The sequence below is a fragment of the Nitrosospira sp. Nsp14 genome, from assembly GCF_900113575.1.
Classification (GTDB): domain Bacteria; phylum Pseudomonadota; class Gammaproteobacteria; order Burkholderiales; family Nitrosomonadaceae; genus Nitrosospira.
This window is the reverse complement of sequence record NZ_FOPV01000032.1, coordinates 1-19,451: the sequence shown is the minus strand read 5'-3', so window position 1 is coordinate 19,451 and position 19,451 is coordinate 1. Positions and strand designations below refer to the sequence as shown.

Here is a 19,451-nt window from a genome sequence, read left to right as displayed (position 1 = left end):
CTGACCCCAAGCGAATACGTTAAATCCAACCAGGTCAGACTGCTCGAAGCGGCTAGATTCTAGTTTTGAATCCCATCAGAATTGGGGGAACATCAATCGTCGGAATTTTCCACTTTAGACCGGTACTGATTTCGGGGTAGGGTCAGGTCAGAGCGTACGGTATATTTTGCTACCTATTAATCTTTTCTGGTTTTCAGTTACGAAAAAGAGATTTTGTGGATGAAGAAGAACCTAAACATAAAAAGTTCGCTAATTGTCGTGGTGACTATATGGTTGACGTTTGCTGTGGTGCCCCCCGCCGTTGCTGACAACGCCGTCAAGCTTAGATTGCTGGTAATCGCAACAGGTGCGGTAGCGGAAGATCTGGGCTTGGCCTATATAAAGCCCGTACTGGAAGAGATGGGCGTGCCCTATGACGTGCTAAACGCCGCAACGCACGATCTGACTCCCGCGGCCCTCGCCTCCTCGGTGGCCGGAGCGAACTGCAAAGCCGAGGATGCGGGTTGCGTGGGCAACTACAACGGTATAATCCTCACCGACGCTGACCTCGTGCCAAGCTTCACCCCATCGGAATGGGACATCCTGCACGATTACCAGAAAAACTTTCGTGTCCGTCAAGCCGTGCTGTCGGGATGGCCGGCCACATATTCGGATGCGGAGGCTCCGTACGGTGTCTACCTCGATTATGGTCTGGTCTATTCGTCCAAAGGGGATGATTACGAAGCCCAATGGACTGTGCCTGCGGTATACACTAACGAAGTGTTTGAGTATGTGAATCGGTCTAATCCCCTTACTATTACAGGGTTCGCCTTCGCGACCCGTCCGCGGAATGATCCTGGCCGGCTGCGGGATGGTTCTGTACCCAACGTTGAGCCTATTCTCATAACGCAGAATGGGGAGACCCTGTTATCAATCGTCCGTTACATGGTTCCTTCGCAACCGATGCCGGTACGCGAGGTGATGATCTCGACGATTACCAATGCCGACTTCCTCCTCCATTCAAAAGTTCTTGCCTATGAGTTCGTCAACTGGGCCGCACAAGGGGTATTCGTGGGGGGGCGCTACGTGCATTTGGCTGCGCATGTGGACGATTTGTTCCTTCCTGACCACCTATGGGATCCGGCCCTAAAAATGACCAACACTGCAAATACCTATCGAGTGAACAAGGCCGACATCGACAATGCGGTGCGAAAGCAATTTACCTTTCGTGCTGCACACCCCTTAGCGGGTAATTTCAAGCTGGATTTTCCATTCAACGGCGCGGGGGCTGTGGTTGACCCAAAAGCAGCGACACTAACCTTGAACCTAAAGGATGAGTTGGTGGCAGCGGTTGCCGACTACAAAGCGAGCTTCCGCTTCATCAACCACACCTTCACGCACCAGGAGATGAACAAGGCTCCTGTTCCAGCTGATGCCCCTTGTGACTACGCGACCTTTACTACCGTTGCACCTATAGAAGGGGAAATTACCAGGAACAGAGCGGTCTGGGGACTTCTCGGCCTTCCCGAGAGAGATCAAAACAACCGGGTGCTCATAAGTGGGGCACACTCCGGTCTGAGGGATCGCAGGTGCACCGATAATCCTGCTTTGCACGCGACTATGTTCGACGTTCGCGACGACGACGTCGCATTTGATCAGGGCGGCGCTAATCCGTTATTCCTTAAAGCTGCTGCCAACGTCGGGGTAAAGTATCTCGCCTCGGACGCATGGCAGCGGGCGCAAGATGTTGAGCAATATATCTCGCAATACGATGATGGCAGCCCGGATGACCGGCTTATGTTGCCGCGGTGGCCCACCAATATTTTCTATAACGTGATTAAACCATCTCAGCTGCAAGACGAGTACAACTACGTCCTTTACCAGAAATTCCTAAATGCGGGCAAGAACCCATGTGGAATGTTCCGGGGGATTTGCGCTCAACGGAATTATAAGGAGATACTCCTGGCGGAAGCCGATATGGCATTGCGACATATGCTCACCTTTAAGAAGTGGCCTCATTTTTTTCACCAATCGAACTTGGCCAAATACGATGAGCGCGGAAATACGCTGCTATTTGACTGGCTCAACGCGGTCTTTACCGAATATGAGCGGCTGCTGACACTTCCCGTGAAGAATCTTCCATATTACCTGATTGGGGACCAGACAGCCGCGAGCCTCAAGGCCAAGTCCGCCACCATTCACGCCATATGGAACCGCGCCAATAATGAGGTTACGCTGTCAGCAGACAGGGCGATACCAGATCTTCTGGTGACGGGTGTCTCGGGCGGCAATCTTTATGGCGGTCAATTCATCCGCGAAGTTGCGGTAGATGACGTCGCTCGGGCATTTACCGTTGACCGTGCTCTAACTCAATGAACACCCGTTCCCTATTAATTCTTTGCTAAAGGGAATGGCTCCGCGGCTCACGGTATAGCCAGGACAGACCCAACAATCCCTACGCGACCAATCCTCCTGCTATTGCGACCGACGCCTCCCGGCTTAGGCATACAGCCCCTACAAGGCTTCTGATTATTCAGCCAAGAGCCGAAGTAGCGTTAACCTTGTCAGGTTCTCTAGCGCCAAACGAAGCCGTTTTCGCCACCTGCCGAAACAAACGTTACCTCGATATCACTGACCGTTGACTGAGGGATGTTCTCCTTGCGAAACTGGCCGAGATGCTTGAAAAAGCGCTCCTGCACCTTTTTCTTGTCCCATAGTTTTGTCGTGAGCACGTCTTACGACCTTGTCCTTTCATGTCTGCCCTCCATAGTTGTTCTACCATTCCTCCGTCGTTATTCTCGCTATTAATTACTTGAAGGTCCTCGACCCTTGGGGGAGTAGTGGGGCACTTATAGATAGCTAATACCCATGAAACACAATAGACCAAACTAACATTAGAGCTATAACTCCTTGATCGAATTGTTTCAGATTCTTGTGATTTATTGTAGATTACTGAATATAAGAGACTTAAAATCAACAGCAGCCGGACACCGGGCGGTCTCAGCGTATTGATACGGCCCTGCCCCGGAGCCTTACAGATAAATAAGCCCAGCCAATGCCCTCCTCCTCCGGCCGTTCCCGACACTTCTCGATGATCCGCGGCTTCAAGCTAGCGGATTTCTTCACCCTGGGGAACGCAGGCTGCGGCGTTGCCGCGGTGTTCTTCGCCATGCTTTATATGGAGGGGCGTTCAGTGACGCACTTCTACAGTTCCGCGGGGATGATTGCGGCTGCCTTCGTGTTCGACGTGCTCGACGGGCGCGTGGCACGATGGCGCCACGAGCATTCCCCGCTCGGGCGGGAGCTCGATTCACTCGCGGACGTCCTCTCATTCGGCATGGCTCCCGCCGTACTCGGTTTTGCTGGGGGAATGCGCGGCGGTTGGGATTGGATCGCGTTGATTTACTTCGTCTGCTGCGGCGTCAGCCGGCTGGCGCGATTCAACATCACGGCGGAGACGCTTTCCGTAGGGGCGGAAAAGGTGACGCATTTCGAGGGCACCCCCATCCCCACCAGCATTGTCCTCGTCGCTGTGCTGATATTTGCTGCCTGGACCGGGCAGCTAGGGGAACATCTTTACTGGGGCGTCTGGATGATGGGACCGTGGGAGCTGCATCCACTGGCGCTTCTATTCGTGCTCTCAGGCACCCTGATGATCAGTAAAACCCTCCTTATCCCGAAAATCTAAGCGAAAATCTGACCTGGCAACCAGCGCGTACCCCCTCGGCCTGGTCCGCATATCCTGCCCTCATATTCTGTCCACATAGTTGACCGGCGCATGATCGGCCAATGGTTTTGGCGGGCCGGCAACAAAATCCTGCCAGAAGGAACGATTTTCCTGGGGTCCCCTAAGCAATTGCAGCGTCCCCACATGCCGGAAGCCGAGCAGTTGCGGGGGGAGCAAGGTTACCGCGTCCTGATCGTCCACTACGCGATAGATCGGCACGTGGGCCAGGGAAGTTACAAGGGCGTCATTGCCGATTCGCGGCGAAGCGAAGGTATAAACTGCCTGGGGTGGGTGCCGGAACGCGGCAATTCCGGCAAGCGCCGCGCCCAGACTATGCCCGGTATAAAAAAGCGGGCACGAGAGTACGTTCAGTTGGCGCTCTATCTCATCCCAGACGGAATCCACGGCTGCCTCAAAGCCCTTGTGCATCCCGATTTCATCCGTGCCGGAAGGCAGAATTCCGCATACCAGGTCGGTCTTGGCATCCTTGTAGCTTCGCTGTGTGCCACGGAACACCAGTACCGCGAATGCGGGCGGCGTCGTGGACTGGACAAGCATCGCCTTCGTATTGGTTGTTTCCGAGATGATAAAGGCACGCTGCTCCAACCCCGCCTGTCGCAGAAAATGGATACGGCCAGGATATGGTGGGCGCGTGTCTTCCTCGATGTCATGCCGGTAAACGAGTCGGCTCAGTTCTGCCAGCCACATGGCATTCACGCGGCTATAAACTGTCGTGGCCTGCGGCTCGAATGGGGGAAATTTCCTGCGGGAAAAGAAGTCGGTGGCGCTTCCAGGGCGGAGAAGATCGTCCCAGGTCGTGGGCATCGAATGCGTATAACAGGGTAATGTTTGTGAACTTGCGGTCAGGCGTGCCCGCTATTTTCGCACGCCAGCCGCGCACGCCAAATGAAAGATTACATTGATTTCATTTCTGTTCGCAAGCAATTTTCCAGCCTGCCTCTTCGGCGGAGTTCGAGGCGATTGCCAGCTTGGTGCCCAGGTCTTTGTAGGTATAAACCAGGTCACCCTCTCCGTCATGGAGCGAATGCCACGTGAACTGAAGTTTTCGAGACTCGTGGTTTTCGCAGTCATACTCGACCAGCGCTTTTTCCGACAGGTGGCTCTTTCGGGCGACACCCTTGGGGCGCTCATAATTGATCAGCAACCACATTGCCGCCAAAGGTCCTCTCTTGATGACCTTGCTTTTATCGATATACGCCTTTTCGCCTGACTTGGCATCATCCCTGATCAACGTCCATTCCGTCGCCCACGCCGACCCGGAAAAGAGCGCCGCAGCCAGAATCAAAACACCTGTTCGCATGATGATTCCCCCTCTTATATATCCTTTCCTTGATGAACCCCCTGTCTTCGATGAGACAGGCGCTTCGATCCTTCTCGCAACACAACCCCTGCATTAACAATAGCAGACTCCGCCCGCTCCGTCGCGCATAAAAAATAAAGTAGTGAAACTGGCCCTGTCCTATGTCCCGCATCGCATCATACCTGTACTATCATGGACCTATTCGGCTCATGGTTTGCGCTGTTCCACGGCGATCAAATCCAACCCATCATTGGAGATTAAAACACCTTATGGCTGCACCTCTCGAAAACGCCAGCATGGCCGTCTTCTGCGACTTCGAAAATGTCGCGCTCGGCGTGCGCGACGCGAAATATGAAAAATTCGACATCAAGCCGGTACTTGAACGCCTCCTGCTCAAAGGCAGCATTGTTGTGAAGAAGGCTTATTGCGACTGGGATCGCTACAAGGCGTTCAAGGCGACGATGCACGAGGCAAATTTCGAGCTGATCGAGATACCGCACGTGCGTCAATCGGGTAAGAACTCGGCCGATATTCGCCTGGTGGTGGATGCGCTGGATCTTTGCTACACCAAGTCCCACGTCAACACATTCGTCATTATCAGTGGCGACTCGGATTTTTCGCCGCTGGTGGCCAAGCTGCGGGAAAACGCCAAGCAGGTAATCGGGGTAGGCGTCAAGCAATCGACCTCCGACCTGCTGATTGCAAATTGCGATGAATTCATTTTTTATGACGACCTGGTACGGGAGATCCAGCGCGCCGCAGCCAAGCGCGACGGTAGGCAGGCGCAGCCCGCGGCAAAACCGGCGACCGATGGCGAGAAGGTCCCAAAAGAGGACCTGGAGGCGCGCAAGAGCAAGGCAATTGACATCGCCGTCGAAACTTTCGATGCGCTGGTATCGGAGCGGGGTGACAGCGGCAAGATCTGGGCCTCCACGCTCAAGCAGGCAATCAAGCGACGCAAGCCCGATTTCAACGAGGCTTACTTCGGCTTCCGCGCCTTTGGCAACCTGCTCGATGAGGCGCAGGCGCGGGGCCTGCTCGAACTCGGCCGGGACGAGAAATCGGGCACCTATGTCTATCGCAGCACCGGCGAAATAGTCGAGCGGGAAACCAGGCCCGAACCGGAAACCTCCCGTGAGCCGGAAACGGCGCCAGTAGGGAATGAACTGGGACCGAGCCGGGAGCCCGAGGCTGCCATAACCGCTCCCGCCCATGGGGGTACGGCACCGGCTGCAGCCGAGGATACCATCGCAAGACATGAAACGCGCCAGCGCCGGGGCAGCAGCCATAATCGGAGGGATAGAAAGGCTGAGACCGTTTTATCGGAAATCGCGCCCCAGACCGCCCAAATCGCGCAGACCGAACCCCAGCCAGCAGCATACGGAGCGGAGGCAGCGTCTGGGGAAATAACGGTATCCATCGCTGAGGCGACGCCGGAGGATACCATCGGAAAGCAGGAAACACGCCGGCGCCGACGCGACGGCCGCAAGCCGAGGGACCAAAAGGCAGAGACCGCCTCACCCCAAGTCCCCCAAGTTGCGCTGAATTCGACCCCGGCAACTGATCCAGTACCTGCGGAAAACACAGTACCGGTTGCCACGGCAACGATTGAGGAGACCATCGGAAAACACGAAACGCGACGGCGTCGGCGCGATGGCCGCAAGCTGAGGGAAAGGAAGGCAGAAACCGTTTTGTCGGTAATCGCACCGCAGATCGAGACACAGGCATCCGACCTCCCCGCCCGAATCACCGCGCCGGTCACGCCAGAGACTTCGGTCGAAACCCCGCCATCCGAAGCAGCAGTCAAGACACGTCGAAAACCTGCTGCGCGTAGCCCACGCCCTCGCAAAACAGAAAAGACAGCGGACGGAGAGAGCTAGGAGTCACGCAACCAGGCAACCAGGTATTAATGCGCGGCATTAATGCGAGTGACCTGCTGTATTATTCCGCCAGGGATATTCCCGAACCACCCATTTCCCCCGGCAGGTCCTTCATCTTCGGCAGCCCATCCTTGATGGGCAGCACCGTCTCCTGGTAGTGCACATGGACGCCTGCACGGTACGGAAAATCCGGGATGACTGCCGCGTACACGTCCGTGAGGCCGAGGCCGGGATGCTCGGTTAAAACGTGACCCCCGCAGGTTTTGCACCATTTGCGGTAACTGTTCGGGGTCTTGTTGTAGGTGCCGATGTTCTCCGCTCCCTGGGTGATCCGTACTGCTTCGGGTTTCCATAAAGTGAAGGCGTTGACCGGTCCGGCCGACCAGCGCCGGCATGACTCGCAGTGGCAATAACCCATCCCCTCTGGCTCGCCGCTGACCGTCACCTGAACCGCACCGCAAAAGCAGGTTCCGCTGTAAGTTTTTTCATCGTTCATGTTAATGCATCTCCTGAAGTGATCGAGCAGCGGATGAGGCTGCAGCATGCTGTTAATCAAACGCAACCACTACAATGACCTGTAAGGTCGGACCGGGCGCGTCTGGTAACCCTGGCTAGGTGTCTTGAAAATTTCGCTCAACCCTTCCCAAATTAGGCGCTAATGCGCCTACCCCGTAGCATCCAGCATCTTCGTGCCTTTCGCTGCTGCTTCCGGTGTAACAATAGCCATGCGCAGCGTAGCACCACAAGGATTACTATAAATTGAAGAGCAAACCGTGCAGCCGTAGAAACCGGAAAGCAAAGCCTGACACAATCGCTGCGGTCCAGGTCAGCTGGACTTACAGCAGCCCCTTACAGCAGCCCTCTTCTCGGGAGTTTTTTCTGACCTGAAAACGGGAATCCGGGAGAAATGTCGTCCTTGCGTTAAAGCAATGACATCCGCGGCCGTAATCAATAACAGAAACTGCTGAAGCGAATGGGCTGACGCGGCGTTTGTCGGCCAAATCTTCCTGCCGCTTCAACTTTATGGCGCAGCCTGCTTCCTCATCTTCTCTTTTCACCGCCTTCTTTCTCCGGGACCCGAATTGCCGATATGGAACACAGGCCTCCTTAAACGGTATGTGTACGTGCCATTCAGATGATCTCTTCAACGCTATCATACTCACCACGGAGCGAATCTCAATATGATATTAAGGAAAGTTGTGGCGACCGCCTCGCTTCTTTTGGGCTGCTCGCTTACCCATGCCGCATCCCAGGTGTTTTTCGACGATTTTAACAGCTATATACCGGATCAATTCAATTGGTCCCCCGCTGCATCCAGCGGCTGGACAGTGAGCGACGGCACCGTCGATTTGAATGGGGCTGGAGGCAACTACGACTTTCTTCCCGGCAACGGAAGTTACGTGGATCTGGATGGGAGCAGTTTCGTCAGCGGCGTGTTCTCCAACCATGTCAACCTGATCGAAGGAACCACTTACCTGCTTTCTTTCGACTTGGCTGGCAGCCATCGCGGGACTCACGCCGACACCGTGCATGTTACCTTCGGTAGCGCGACCGCATCGTACATGCTCGGTAGCGAGGACGCCTTTTCGACCTATGCTTTGAGCTTCACACCAGGCAGCAGCGGCACTTACAGCTTTAGCTACCTGGACGTCAGCGGCGACAACCGGGGGCTCTTCCTCGATAACGTATCCGTGAGCGCTATTCCTGAACCGATGACCTCCTCAATGCTGATCGGCGGTTTAGGACTACTCGGTTTCCTGGCCAACCGCAGAGAGCTGCGTGCGCATTTGATTTCCCGCTTTCGCTCCTAAAACTTCCTCCGCAAAAGAGTGGGATTCAACTGAATTCCGCTGCGCCTTCTTTTCTACCTCACGGGCTCCCCGCCCTTGCCCCTCTGTGCGTCCTTACCCGTCTGATCCGTGTCGACACACTTTCCACCTTCGTCGTCCAAACGTAGTCCGTTTGGTTTATAGTCCTCCCAAGTCACCGATTTTTATAAGGATAATGTTAGGGCATGTAAATTGCTTGTGGTAGCTCCGCCTCAACAATAAAAGGAGTTACAAATGAAATTAAGAAAAACTATGGTAGTAGCGGCGCTTTTACTGGGATCCTCCCTTACACACGCAGCCACAATATTTTCTGATAATTTCGATACCTATGTGCCAGACCAGCTCAACTGGGGTCCCCCTGGTTCGAGTGGTTGGACAGTAACCGACGGGACGGTTGATCTGCACGGTGCGGGTGGGACCTACGATGTTCTTCCGGGCAACGGGAGTTACGTCGATCTGGATGGCAGCAGTCTGGACAGTGGCCTGTTCTCGAACATTGTCAATCTGACCGGAGGCACAACGTACCTGCTATCTTTCGACCTCGGCGGCAGCCAGCGCGGAAACCGCGGCGAAACGGTACATGTTAGCTTCGGCAGCGCCACGGCGTCATACATTCTCAACGTGACCGACCCGTTTTCGACCTATACCCTGGAATTTACGCCCGGCAGCGATGGCGCCTATAGCCTAAGCTACCTGAACGTCGGCGGGGACAACAGAGGGGCGTTTCTCGATAACGTATCCGTTTCGTCTGGCCCTGTACCCGCCTCTTCTGTCCCTGAACCGGCTACCTACGCCATGCTGCTGAGCGGATTAGGAATCATGGGCTTAATGGCGCGTCGCAGTAAAACCAGAGGCGCATAGGGAAGACACCGTCACGAGCCACAGGACCACATGGCGCACATGGCGCACATCGCGTGGGGCGCGTAATTGCGCGCGCCTTGTGTTCGCCTTGCTTCCCAGGTTCACTTGCTTGTCAGGTTGGCTTGTTTCCCGTTCCGACCAGTATGTGCCGTCAGGCCATATACGCCTCTCGGTAGTCAGCCATACAGGGGTGAGGGACAAGAAATGAGATTGGGAATTCTGCCGGAGCTGAAAACCGGCGTGATTACCTGCTCCGAGCGAACAGGCTTTAGTACTGCGCCAATAATATTACGGAACTATGGGAATTGACGGCTCGGTCCAGACCCCCTCCTTTTCCGTGCCCCATTTTGCCTCCCCTTTTGCCTCGTTTTCGGCGCGGCTGGCGTTGATACAGTTCGGTGTCGCATCCGTCGTGCCGGGCTTGGACCTGCATTCCGCCAGCTTCGCCGTGCGCTCGGTCTCATGCGCCACATACCAATCGACAGTCCTGATTTCCTCTTGCGGCTCGCGGGTTTCGCAACCCGCCAGCGCCAAAATCAACAGCGCGCTCGCCGAAATAACCAGTGTTTTCTGCTTCATGGCTGCACCTCACCCCCAGGGAACGCAATCACGATCTGACATGCGAATAGACGGGAGATGACCGTGCGTCAAGGTTTCTTATCGTCCGTCGCTTAAGGAATCGCTGAACAAATCTTCGCTGAGCGCGTTGCTGTTAAAATCGGGATGATCAGAACGCGCGCGACGCTGGTCGTAGCTGGAACTACGATGCCAACGAGCGCAACGCAATGAGCACCCGATTTACCGCAACCCGGTGGGACGGGGCTTTGCCGGCGGTCTGCCTTTGTCAAGCTCCTAGCGAAGGGGAACGCCCCAGAGCGTGGCCCGAGGGACCCTGCGAAGCGAGGGATCGGGCAGCGGCGGGGATGTCGAGACCGCGCAAAGAACCTATTAGGGCGTTTGCATCCCGCTACGGGGTCGCATCTTCCTTCGGAAGACACTGCTCTGCCCTTCGCGGTCGCACCATTCGTTTCGTCGCGTTTCGCGCATTGCATCCCGCAAAGCCATCGTCGCGCCAGCGGAGATTTGTTCAGCGATTCCTTAAAGGATCGCACGATCAAAACCATTGCTCTGTGCGCTGACGGGCCCACGCATGGGTCATCAGCGCCGTCGAGGTCCGCCGAATCCAACTCCCGTCGTACATCCGTCCCTGTGTTTTACCCGCGAGACCCCCTCTTCGTTGGGTGATCCACCTTCGAGGTATCTGGGCAAATCAGGCTATGGCTGGGTACCGCCTCGACCTGATGGCAGCCATCAAAGCAAGACCGGCGACGAATAAGGCGTAGGTTTCCGGCTCGGGCACAGGGGTCAACAGGAAGGCGTGGTTTTGCCCGGTTATGCCGTTGTGCGCGTCCCCGACAATCCAGCCCGTATTATTGATGTCGTATGCACGCTCCAGCACCCAGCCGGCGCTCGCCGTGTTGGCATCGAGAAAAGTGTTGAGGTCGGTTGCCGTTGTGCCCTCCCACAGGGTGGCGTGGGTAACGCCATTCGCGGTCTCGGCCCATCCGACAGCCAGGCCGGCTTCATTCAAGGCGTGCGCTTCGCTCAGATTTCCCCCCAGGGTGCCGAGGTCGGCAGCCTGGGTACCGTTCCAGAAGGTGGCGTGATAAGCCGAGTCGCCAGCGAGATAGGCATACCCCACCGAATTGCCGCCATTGTTGATATCGTTCGCTACGCTATTACGGCCACCGAGGGTCCCCATGTCAGTCGCCGTCGTACCATTCCACACGGTGGCGCGCTTGGTAACCTCGTCATCGAGGTACGAATCCCCTACTACCTGCCCCGCATTGTTGATGGCGCGGGCCTGGCTGGATTGCCCGCCCAGGGTGCCCAGATCAGTCGAGGTCGTGCCATTCCAGACCGTGGCGTGCCGACCCGTAGTGGAGGTAAAGACAGCACCGACCACGCGACCGGCATCGTTGATGTCCTGAGCCTCGCCATGCTCTGTGCTCTGGGGCTGCAAATCCGTCGCGCCGGTGCCATTCCAAAAGGTTGCATGCTGTCTGTGGTCCGACAGTTCAGAAAAGCCGATAACCCTGCCGGCGTTATTGATACCGAGGGCGGAACTGAAACTCCCGCCCAGCGTGCCAAGGTCGGCGATTTGCTGGCCCTCCCAGGCGGCAGCGTGGTTGGTGGTGGCGCCTGCGAACAAGGCATAGCCGGCAATCCTGCCTGAGTTGTTGATCGCTCGTGCATAACTCTGACTGGATTGCGTACCCAGGTCGGTGAAGGTATAGGGTGTGGCGGCTTGACTGGTACCGGCCATCAAAGCACCCGCGGTGAGTAAAGCAAGATAAGATAGTTTGGCGCCCATTATTTTGTCTCCGTGGATAACGGTAAAAATTTAGAGTTAGAAAAGCCCCAATTGAAATTGTCTGCCGCCTGCTGTAGTCACCGGGATGTTGAGCAGGGTGCTCCTGTTACAGTTTGTTTCTGAACAACTTTTCCTCCGTACGAAAAATAAATCGGGCCATCGATTGCGGCTCATCTGAGCATATATGGCACTGACGCGCTTCAGCAATAGTCCGAGTAGTCTATTCGCTCGTTACACCGTTTTCAGGGCACCAGCCCGGCAATCGCTCTCGCGCTGGCACAATCCGTAAATTGCAGGGATAGAGGTCAGTCAGGGACGCGTCATGCTGCCATCGCGCCCCCGACGCAACCCTTACGCCGTTTCGAGCGCATCCTGCGTCCGCAGGAGGCCCCGGTTGTGCATCTCCCTGTCCAGGATATCCATGGCTTGCGCATGAATCAGATCCAGCACGTCATACCCTCCATTGCGTAGTGCAGCCGCCTTGAGCGTCCCGCACGACATGGATTTCCTGATCTCGCGCAGCCCTATTTTTTCGCCGCAATAGGCGCGAATAATCTGTTCGATCCCACGCCGGCTGTGCACCCCGGTGCCAGAATTTGCGGCAAGGTGGCGCGTCAGCATGTCGAATCCGCCTGCTTCCCGGCCGAACTGGACGCGGACGTAAGCCATATGCAGCGCGGGCAGCGCGCGCTCGCACAACCCCAGAATCAACGCCGCCTGCGCGTGCCGGTCATACGCAGTCAACTCACCTTCCGCTAGCCCCCCGGCACTGTCCGGCCCCCGCATTGCATTGACCGAGGAAATCTTGATGATGGGCGTGTTGGTGGTTTCATATGCCCATCTCAGGGCATGCCGCGGATTGTTGAATTTCATGTCGATTCTCCCTGGTTGATATGAGGCGTAATGCGTTCCATACTTTCGTTCCTTTCCCTTAGGATGTAATGTGTTGAATATTGCAACATTCGCTCTGCCGCTTCTCCGCTTCTCTTTGCGGTTGTACTGGCGCTTCCATTCCTTCCCCGGTGCTTCCATTCCTTCCTGTGCCGTCCCGGTTCACCCGGACTTCGCACCGGAATCTCCCGTTAATGCGCGGCGAGTTCCCGCGCCGCTTTCAAACGTCGGCAGGTCGGCGCGATACCTTCCACACCTTCGATGGCGCACCACATCGCCAGCCCATCCTCGATGAACCCGGCGCGCATGAATGCCGCACCGATATCCTGCCAGCGGCACTCGCGGTCGGCCTTGGACCAGCCCAGCGCGCCGCCCATCCCTGCCGCAGAGGCTGCAACCGAGTAAGTGTCGCGACATGGCGCGGTAGGCACCATTAGCCCCAGGCCGATGTTGGGGTTGTTGCGCGCACCGTAGCCGCCGACGCCGATATTCATGACCTGGCTGTTTCCCGTGTTGTAAGCGGATCCCCCCTGCCCTCCGGTCGCGGTTGATTCCGCCGCCTGCGTCTGTAGCTGGCTCTGTAGCTGCGCCTGATCTGATGTAACCGAGGCGGCTGTGCTTGAGGATGATGCCGCCTGTGCCACGCTATGCGTATCGAACTCTGCCGCCGGCCGGGACGGGCCGGGTACCTGCGCCAGGGCCTGCGCCTCCGCATGGGCCGTAATCGCCATCGACGCTATCGCTGCGCTCACTGCCAACCTGAATCTTTTCACTGTTCCATCTCCGTTTCCTTGTAGGCTGTGGTTTTTCATATTCCCGCTGTTCCACCAGTTCCGGCCCCGTCGTACCATGCGGCTCATGGGCTCACGGGGTCGCCGGCGCCGCGGCCTGCAACTCCGGTTAACTTGCGCGCCTTGCTTTTTTCCGAGCTGTTTGGGCAGCTTCGTCAAGAGTCGCGCTCGGACCGGTACCCATGCGATTCAAGCCAAGCACGGGCTGATCGCTTCCGCCGCCGAACACATGCCGCGCCGATTGCTCATTCCCGATCAATACCGCCGTTTCAGGCAGATAGCCCTTGCGGTGGTTGTGCGCGCTTGAGAGGCCGATCAATACGGGGGGATACGGTGGGCGCTCGCCGCGCGCATTGAATCCGCGATAGCGGTTCTCGAATTCCTTCGCCACGAACGGCCATTCATCCTCTTTTTTTGTTCCCAAGGCGATCCAGCCGCCCATGTCGTGGATGACGCGATGGATGAGTGCGTCGTCGAATACCACGTCGCTGTATGTCCCTATGCTGCGTACCGCCTGGTCGACCTTGGCCCATGCGCGCAGGGCTGAATCCTGAGTCGAACCCTGTAATATGCGGATGATGTCGGCCGGCTTGGGCGCAAACTGCCCAGTGTCCGGATTAGCCAGATGGCGATTGAATGCCTCCACGATTGCCGCCAGGTCAAACCGCCTGAGTGCTGTCCACCACACATCGAGTGCGAAGCGCGACACGCTCTTGCCATAAAAGCTCATCACGCCGGCAATCCCCTCGTGGAATTTCTGAAAGTCATCAATTTCCATGCTGACCTTCCCCCACGGCTGCGTCGATGCCCGTCGCCGTCGCCCTTTCCCCGGCATCCCTCAGTTCCGGCGGCACCCATCCATCGGCCGCCGCCCTGTTGGACGATTCAAGCAATTCCTGGCTGTTCGGCATGCGGCCGCGGTGCAGAACCAGCTTTGCCGCGTCTTCACGCTGCCGCTTCACGGTACCGATGACATAAGCAAAGCTTGCCTTTCCCCTGGCGACGGCGTTTCGAGCGGCCTGCACGAACTCGTCATGCGCCGCGCCGGCGTTTAAAAGCGTCTGGAATGTCGGGTGGTGCGGATTGCATCCTTGCACCCCAAGCTGGATCAGGGCCCTGCAACACGCCCCCGCTGTAGTGGAGGCCGATAGACTCGATCCGGGGGTCTCCGGCCGGAGTGACCGGTTAAAGACGTGATCATGAGGGCTGGAATCGTGACCGAGCGCAGTGGCCGCACCTCCCTGCACTTCGGCGCGCACAGTGGCCTTATCGATGGCGTCATGGAAGGTTCGCTTGTCATCCTTATCGAACGCCTGATGGAGTTGGGGTTGGGGTTGGGGCTGGTGAGCTATCCCGCCGGGTTCACGCCGGGCTACCCCCCTTGCGTCCCCAATCGTATCCCCAATCGTATTCCTGGCTCGCTCCTCGTCGTGGCTGTCGGTTGTGCCGCGGGTTACGTCGGCAGCCACGTTGCTCAAACCCATGGCTAACCCCTCGGGTTTGCCCAGGGTTTCAGCTCCTTGCCCGAGGGGTGCAACCAGGCGCGGACGGCCGCCTTTACGCCCATTGTTTCTGGCTGCCTCGATCTTCGGCCGGGCTTTGGCTATTTCCCGATCCGCGCGCTGGTTGTGACGAAATCCATCAGCGGGTGAAAGCGGAAAAAACTGGTCAACTACTGACTTCACTGCCTGCTGCTCAAGCCGCGTCATCGCCCGGCAAACACGGTAGAGACTGGGTAAATCGCTGGGCAGCGGCTTTTCCACGCTAAAATAGGTGTCCAGAAGCATCGTATACGCACCGTGCTCGGCTAGAGACAAGTGCGCCGTGTCACGCTGGTAGTCGCCGCAATATCGTTCATAATAATTCATAAGAGAATCTCATTTATCCGGCGTTTTTTGCCTAAAAACCGTCGATTTCGCCATCTAAAGCCTGTGTTTGCCAATGAGTTGAAACTTCTTACACATCCTGCTTTCAAACACCGCTATTATTACAAGACTTGCTTGTACTAGTCAAGATATTCTTGTAAGCGAACCACAAGCATTGCTTGTATTATCAATAGATGGACATTGCGAAAATAATTCGCGAGGGACGCGAAAAGCTTAACCTCAACCAATCGCAATTGGCGGAGCTTGTTGGCGTTTCCCCCCAGGCTGTCCAGCAATGGGAATCCGGAGCAACTCAACCGCGCGGCAAGCGGCTGAACAAGATTGCGCAGGTGCTGAAATTGTCCCAGGCGCTCATGCATTTCGGGGCATCCTCTGAACCGTCAGATGAAGGTGCTATTGCTCGGGTCGGCGCCAGCGGGCGAGAAAATGCTGTTGCCGCGGTCGTGGCTGGGGCTGGAGCTGCGCCTTCGCGGTCGGATGACAATGACCCGCTTATTAGCCAGGTGATCGAGGCCATGCGGCGCATGTCCAAGGAAGATGCCGCCCGGCTGGTGACGATAAGCAAGGCGCTCGTCGGCGAGAATGTTGCCGAAGAAAAGCGCGCTGCAGCTGAGGCAGGTCTGAAGCCGTTACCGGTGCCCGATATGGCTGCACATCCGGCGCCAGCTTTTCCTCCGCGTCGGATGCCCGAGAGCAGATCGAAGACTCGGGGAAAGACGGCAGTCCGATAGGCGCCGGTTTGCTCGGCATGCGGATGACCGCCGGAAATTCAACAGACGCGAGCCCTAGCCAGGCCGGTCAAGAATAAGTTTGAATAAATCAGGGATGAGACCGGATATGAACCGCAATCTTCAGAGTTCCTCCCCCGCCAATAGCGGGAGGCATCGCGTCGCAACCAACCGGGGAGCGGTTTAACGATGAGATCCTCTGATAACAATAACAGACTGCCGTACGATAGCCTGGAAATGCTATTTGCGTTTCACGTTTCCGAGAAGGCGCGCGCCAAACGGGAAAAATATCTTCAGAAATTCCCTGAAAACCTGCGCGAAGTGGAGAACCGAAGGTATACCCTCGAGCGGGCGGTAAAGGAAGTGTTGTCGGAAACGGCCGAAGTCGCCGTGCTTATTAAAGAACTGGAATGTCAGGCGGCGCCAACCGAGTGAAGTTTAGACCCGGTGAATAGCCGCCGAACTGGAGCCCTGCGAACAAAAAATCGCGGCGTGCAGCGGAATCCTGCATCTCGCGGAATAAATTTTATCCTTGTCCATGTCCTAGGGAGTTCATTATGAAACCTGCTATCTTGGCTCTGCTCAGCATATTGCTCCTTTCGTCGTGCTCTACCACTGGCAAAATGGCCGGTGTCCGGCCCGGGATGTCAAAGGCGGAAGTCGTCACCGCCGCCGGCGATCCCGACGGCTACCAGAAGAGCGGGGATTACGAAGCGCTGTTCTACGTGGACCGGAAGGCGGCGCGCTCCTGGTTCGGTAGCAGCTACCGCGATGTGGTCGATTATTCCATCATACTGAAGGACGACCACGTCGTTGAATTTGGCCCGGGCAGAACCCATCAGCGCGAAGGCGAAGTGCCGTTCGTAAGGGTTCCCATGCGATAGGGCCCTGCTTCCGCCATTCAAACCATCCATTTCCAGTCCAGCCGCGAATCTCAATACAAGTTTTGTCTTGACAATTACAAGTTTTACTTGTATATTCCTTCCATGCTGCGAACACAGGATTAGATCCAGTCCTCGTGTTCGCGGCATCCGCGAAACCGACGTGCAGCCCAACTTGGCATAGCCTCGATCCAGTAAGCCCCCGGCGGCGTGGAAAGACAAGCGGTCAGGAAGGGAAAGGCGCAAAGAAATCTCCAGGCTGTGCCTGGCGCGGTATTTGGCCCGGTTTGAAAGGGCAGACATGGAGCGAGTAAAGAAGGACGCGTGATGGGAAATGGGGCCGGACGGTGGATGAACTGGGTGCAGTCATCATGGACAGAGCGCTGTCCGGCCCCCCTTGAGTTCTCGGATACCGAAATACTCGACTGGCTCAGCGAATATTGTGACCAGGCCGTCTATAACCGCCCTACCCCGCAATACCGCGACGGCTTCACCTTGTACTGCGACGAAATCAAAACAAGTGGCGCAACCCTACGCGAAGCCGTTTGCCTCGCCGCCGCGAAGTGGAAAGAAGCGAACGATTAAATGGGTGACAATCGCGAATAATTCACGACAACAACCTGATCTCGCTTGCTGTTTCTATAATCTTCGGAATTTCGGCAAAAGAAGAAATCACGTACTGCGGCTTCACATGTTTGAAACTCAGAGTCCAATTCGGGCTAAAGCCCCCAGGAAAATAGATACCGGTAAAACCGATCTGCATCGCTGGAGCAATGTCCCGGTCGAGTTGATCACCAACGACGAAGCAACTTGACCCAGGGAGATGTAATTTATTTGCGATTCGGAGAAATAGTTCGGGCGATTTAGGGGCGGCAATAACACTATCAATAAATTTCTCCAACCCCAGTTTCTTCAGGATGACGGAGCATTGCTGCGCTGAGCTTTCTGTGGCGACTACCATTGGTATTTTATTATTATAAAGTTGCTCGACGGTGCAAGCTACCTGATCACGCAATTCCGGTATTTCTCTAATTTTCCTATCGAACTCAGTTGCTAAGTAGTCGAAATGATAGTGATCGGATTCGATCCCTTCAAATATTGCACTTCGTATAGCGCTTGCCCGGTCTAGACCGTTAAGAGTAGTTGCAAGTGCTTTCACCAATAAGCGCGCTGGATATCTCAGTCCTAGATGATGTTTAGTGGCAAGCTCTTGATCAATTATGCGCACAAACTGAAGCCGGTCTTCTATCTCCGCACTGGTTAGTCGGAATTCACGCTCAATCTCAGCTAGCAGCCAAAGATGGGCCTTTCGATATACCCTATCCGTATCCCAAAGGGTGTTGTCTGCATCTAATACAAATGCAATACCCGAACTAGGAATCTCTCTCATATCCATGTGCTCGATCATCGTGGAATAAATGTCCCACGTCCTATTTCATTTAACTTTTTAGGATTTCAAGCAAAGCGCGGCATACCGAAATACGAACATGATGTTATCACACAGCTATTAATTGTTAGATGGCGGCTTTATTTAAAAAAGATAATAGCCGCGACAGCACAAAGAATCCAAAGGGCTAATATCACTGTGGACCAAAAAAAGAAACGTACGCCCACGCGGAGGTGTTTTACTTTCAGGCGTATCTTATCCGCAATGAGATAGCTTTCGACTATTGCATTCTTAGTATACTCACGTCGAAGCGCACGGGGTTCCATGGTCAAAAAAACCTTCTCCCAGTGCTCGCGTTTAACTTTTAATATTTTTAGAAAGAATAAAAATGATTTGGGACGTTGTGTGTCCCCCTCCGTTTGTTTCGTTAAATCCGACAAATTGAACCGGGGGGCAACCGCATGGATAACAAACGCAGAACCGATTACTGCCGTCAAAGAAAAAATCAAAAAACCGATGTAAGCTGTAAATTGTAAAAAAGAATCCCATGAAATGGGCCCACAACCGCGACCGTCCAGCTCGAAAATATTACATATATTATTAGTCGGAACTTCTTTACAGACGAGCGTAAAAAGCAGTCCTCCTAACGTTGCAAGAAACGCGACTGCAGTAAGAATGCGTTGCGCCTTTTGATCTTCATATTCCGTGAGCGCTTTCACTTCTTTAAGAGATTTTTCTGCCAATTCCATAACTACTTTTAAGTCGTCATCATTAACATTCCAAGTATCAAAATCTACTTTTGCGGTTTGTATTTGGTGGGTTTGATGTGCTCCCCTTAAACAGAGCCAAGTCGAATCTAGTAAAGTTCGTTTTTCGAGAGGAGAACGACGTGCAGAAGCGATTTACGGATGAACAG

Annotated in this window: 21 protein-coding genes; 9 read left to right on the top strand and 12 right to left on the bottom strand. The window is 55.4% G+C overall.

The genetic code is table 11. The features are described 5' to 3' along the window. Positions 1-219: 219 nt before the first annotated feature. Positions 220-2,355, top strand: coding sequence for an Agd3-related carbohydrate deacetylase (locus BM022_RS14595; RefSeq protein ID WP_091140467.1), 2,136 nt, complete (start codon positions 220-222; stop codon positions 2,353-2,355). Positions 2,356-2,552: 197 nt separating this feature from the next. Here the strand turns inward: BM022_RS14595 and BM022_RS15630 are convergent, their stop codons facing one another. Further along, entirely contained in the window at positions 2,553-2,711 is a 159-nt protein-coding gene (locus BM022_RS15630; protein WP_177191752.1) for a hypothetical protein, read from the bottom strand. Positions 2,712-3,034: 323 nt separating this feature from the next. Between BM022_RS15630 and BM022_RS14590 the strand changes: the two genes are divergently transcribed. Further along, the gene (locus tag BM022_RS14590) at positions 3,035-3,667 is read left to right on the top strand and encodes a CDP-alcohol phosphatidyltransferase family protein (protein ID WP_091140466.1); all 633 of its coding nucleotides are present in this window, start codon (positions 3,035-3,037) and stop codon (positions 3,665-3,667) included. 60 nt (positions 3,668-3,727) lie between these two features. Here BM022_RS14590 and BM022_RS14585 read toward each other — a convergent pair whose 3' ends face one another. Beyond that, entirely contained in the window at positions 3,728-4,531 is an 804-nt protein-coding gene (locus BM022_RS14585; RefSeq protein WP_091140464.1) for a lipase family protein, read from the bottom strand. 100 nt (positions 4,532-4,631) lie between these two features. Continuing rightward, complete coding sequence (locus tag BM022_RS14580; protein ID WP_091140462.1) at positions 4,632-5,027, bottom strand: surface-adhesin E family protein; 396 nt, start codon at positions 5,025-5,027, stop codon at positions 4,632-4,634. 269 nt (positions 5,028-5,296) lie between these two features. On the opposite strand from BM022_RS14580, the gene BM022_RS16225 reads away from it, so the two are divergent. Next, the gene (locus BM022_RS16225) at positions 5,297-6,907 is read left to right on the top strand and encodes an NYN domain-containing protein (RefSeq protein WP_091140461.1); all 1,611 of its coding nucleotides are present in this window, start codon (positions 5,297-5,299) and stop codon (positions 6,905-6,907) included. A gap of 61 nt (positions 6,908-6,968) precedes the next feature. Here the strand turns inward: BM022_RS16225 and BM022_RS14570 are convergent, their stop codons facing one another. Next, positions 6,969-7,403: a GFA family protein gene (locus BM022_RS14570; protein WP_091140459.1), complete on the bottom strand. Its 435-nt coding sequence runs from the start codon at positions 7,401-7,403 to the stop codon at positions 6,969-6,971. Between the two features lie 685 nt (positions 7,404-8,088). On the opposite strand from BM022_RS14570, the gene BM022_RS14565 reads away from it, so the two are divergent. Both BM022_RS14565 and BM022_RS14560 read left to right on the top strand, forming a co-directional pair. Beyond that, positions 8,089-8,718 (top strand): PEP-CTERM sorting domain-containing protein, encoded by a 630-nt coding sequence (locus tag BM022_RS14565; protein ID WP_143079608.1) that lies wholly within the window; start codon positions 8,089-8,091, stop codon positions 8,716-8,718. A gap of 252 nt (positions 8,719-8,970) precedes the next feature. Further along, positions 8,971-9,597 carry a PEP-CTERM sorting domain-containing protein gene (locus BM022_RS14560; protein ID WP_091140457.1) on the top strand — a complete coding sequence of 209 codons (627 nt, stop codon included), beginning with the start codon at positions 8,971-8,973 and terminating at the stop codon, positions 9,595-9,597. A 288-nt stretch (positions 9,598-9,885) separates the two neighbouring features. Here BM022_RS14560 and BM022_RS14555 read toward each other — a convergent pair whose 3' ends face one another. The 6 genes from BM022_RS14555 to BM022_RS14530 form a co-directional block, all read right to left on the bottom strand. Then, on the bottom strand, positions 9,886-10,176 hold the full coding sequence (locus BM022_RS14555) for an EexN family lipoprotein (RefSeq protein ID WP_091140455.1): 291 nt from the start codon (positions 10,174-10,176) through the stop codon (positions 9,886-9,888). Between the two features lie 691 nt (positions 10,177-10,867). After that, positions 10,868-11,971: a PEP-CTERM sorting domain-containing protein gene (locus BM022_RS14550; RefSeq protein WP_091140454.1), complete on the bottom strand. Its 1,104-nt coding sequence runs from the start codon at positions 11,969-11,971 to the stop codon at positions 10,868-10,870. A gap of 351 nt (positions 11,972-12,322) precedes the next feature. Beyond that, positions 12,323-12,844 carry a hypothetical protein gene (locus BM022_RS14545; protein WP_091140469.1) on the bottom strand — a complete coding sequence of 174 codons (522 nt, stop codon included), beginning with the start codon at positions 12,842-12,844 and terminating at the stop codon, positions 12,323-12,325. Between the two features lie 209 nt (positions 12,845-13,053). Then, positions 13,054-13,635 (bottom strand): hypothetical protein, encoded by a 582-nt coding sequence (locus BM022_RS14540; protein WP_143079607.1) that lies wholly within the window; start codon positions 13,633-13,635, stop codon positions 13,054-13,056. A gap of 127 nt (positions 13,636-13,762) precedes the next feature. Beyond that, complete coding sequence (locus BM022_RS14535; protein WP_218146901.1) at positions 13,763-14,431, bottom strand: DUF6475 domain-containing protein; 669 nt, start codon at positions 14,429-14,431, stop codon at positions 13,763-13,765. Next, positions 14,421-15,521 carry a YdaU family protein gene (locus tag BM022_RS14530; protein WP_091140450.1) on the bottom strand — a complete coding sequence of 367 codons (1,101 nt, stop codon included), beginning with the start codon at positions 15,519-15,521 and terminating at the stop codon, positions 14,421-14,423. The genes BM022_RS14535 and BM022_RS14530 overlap by 11 nt, the downstream gene beginning before the upstream one ends. Positions 15,522-15,712: 191 nt before the next feature. Here BM022_RS14530 and BM022_RS14525 point away from each other — a divergent pair, with 191 nt between their 5' ends. The 4 genes from BM022_RS14525 (at position 15,713) to BM022_RS14510 (ending at position 17,733) form a co-directional block, all read left to right on the top strand. After that, complete coding sequence (locus BM022_RS14525; protein ID WP_091140448.1) at positions 15,713-16,270, top strand: helix-turn-helix transcriptional regulator; 558 nt, start codon at positions 15,713-15,715, stop codon at positions 16,268-16,270. Positions 16,271-16,456: 186 nt separating this feature from the next. Beyond that, positions 16,457-16,702: a hypothetical protein gene (locus BM022_RS14520; protein WP_091140446.1), complete on the top strand. Its 246-nt coding sequence runs from the start codon at positions 16,457-16,459 to the stop codon at positions 16,700-16,702. Between the two features lie 122 nt (positions 16,703-16,824). Next, positions 16,825-17,151 carry a hypothetical protein gene (locus BM022_RS14515; RefSeq protein WP_091140445.1) on the top strand — a complete coding sequence of 109 codons (327 nt, stop codon included), beginning with the start codon at positions 16,825-16,827 and terminating at the stop codon, positions 17,149-17,151. 348 nt (positions 17,152-17,499) lie between these two features. Next, the gene (locus BM022_RS14510) at positions 17,500-17,733 is read left to right on the top strand and encodes a hypothetical protein (protein WP_256209211.1); all 234 of its coding nucleotides are present in this window, start codon (positions 17,500-17,502) and stop codon (positions 17,731-17,733) included. A 22-nt stretch (positions 17,734-17,755) separates the two neighbouring features. On the opposite strand, the gene BM022_RS14505 is transcribed toward BM022_RS14510, so the two are convergent. Then, positions 17,756-18,544, bottom strand: coding sequence for an HAD family hydrolase (locus tag BM022_RS14505; protein ID WP_177191751.1), 789 nt, complete (start codon positions 18,542-18,544; stop codon positions 17,756-17,758). Positions 18,545-18,675: 131 nt separating this feature from the next. Further along, positions 18,676-19,284 carry a Pycsar system effector family protein gene (locus BM022_RS14500; protein WP_091140440.1) on the bottom strand — a complete coding sequence of 203 codons (609 nt, stop codon included), beginning with the start codon at positions 19,282-19,284 and terminating at the stop codon, positions 18,676-18,678. Positions 19,285-19,451: the final 167 nt, after the last annotated feature.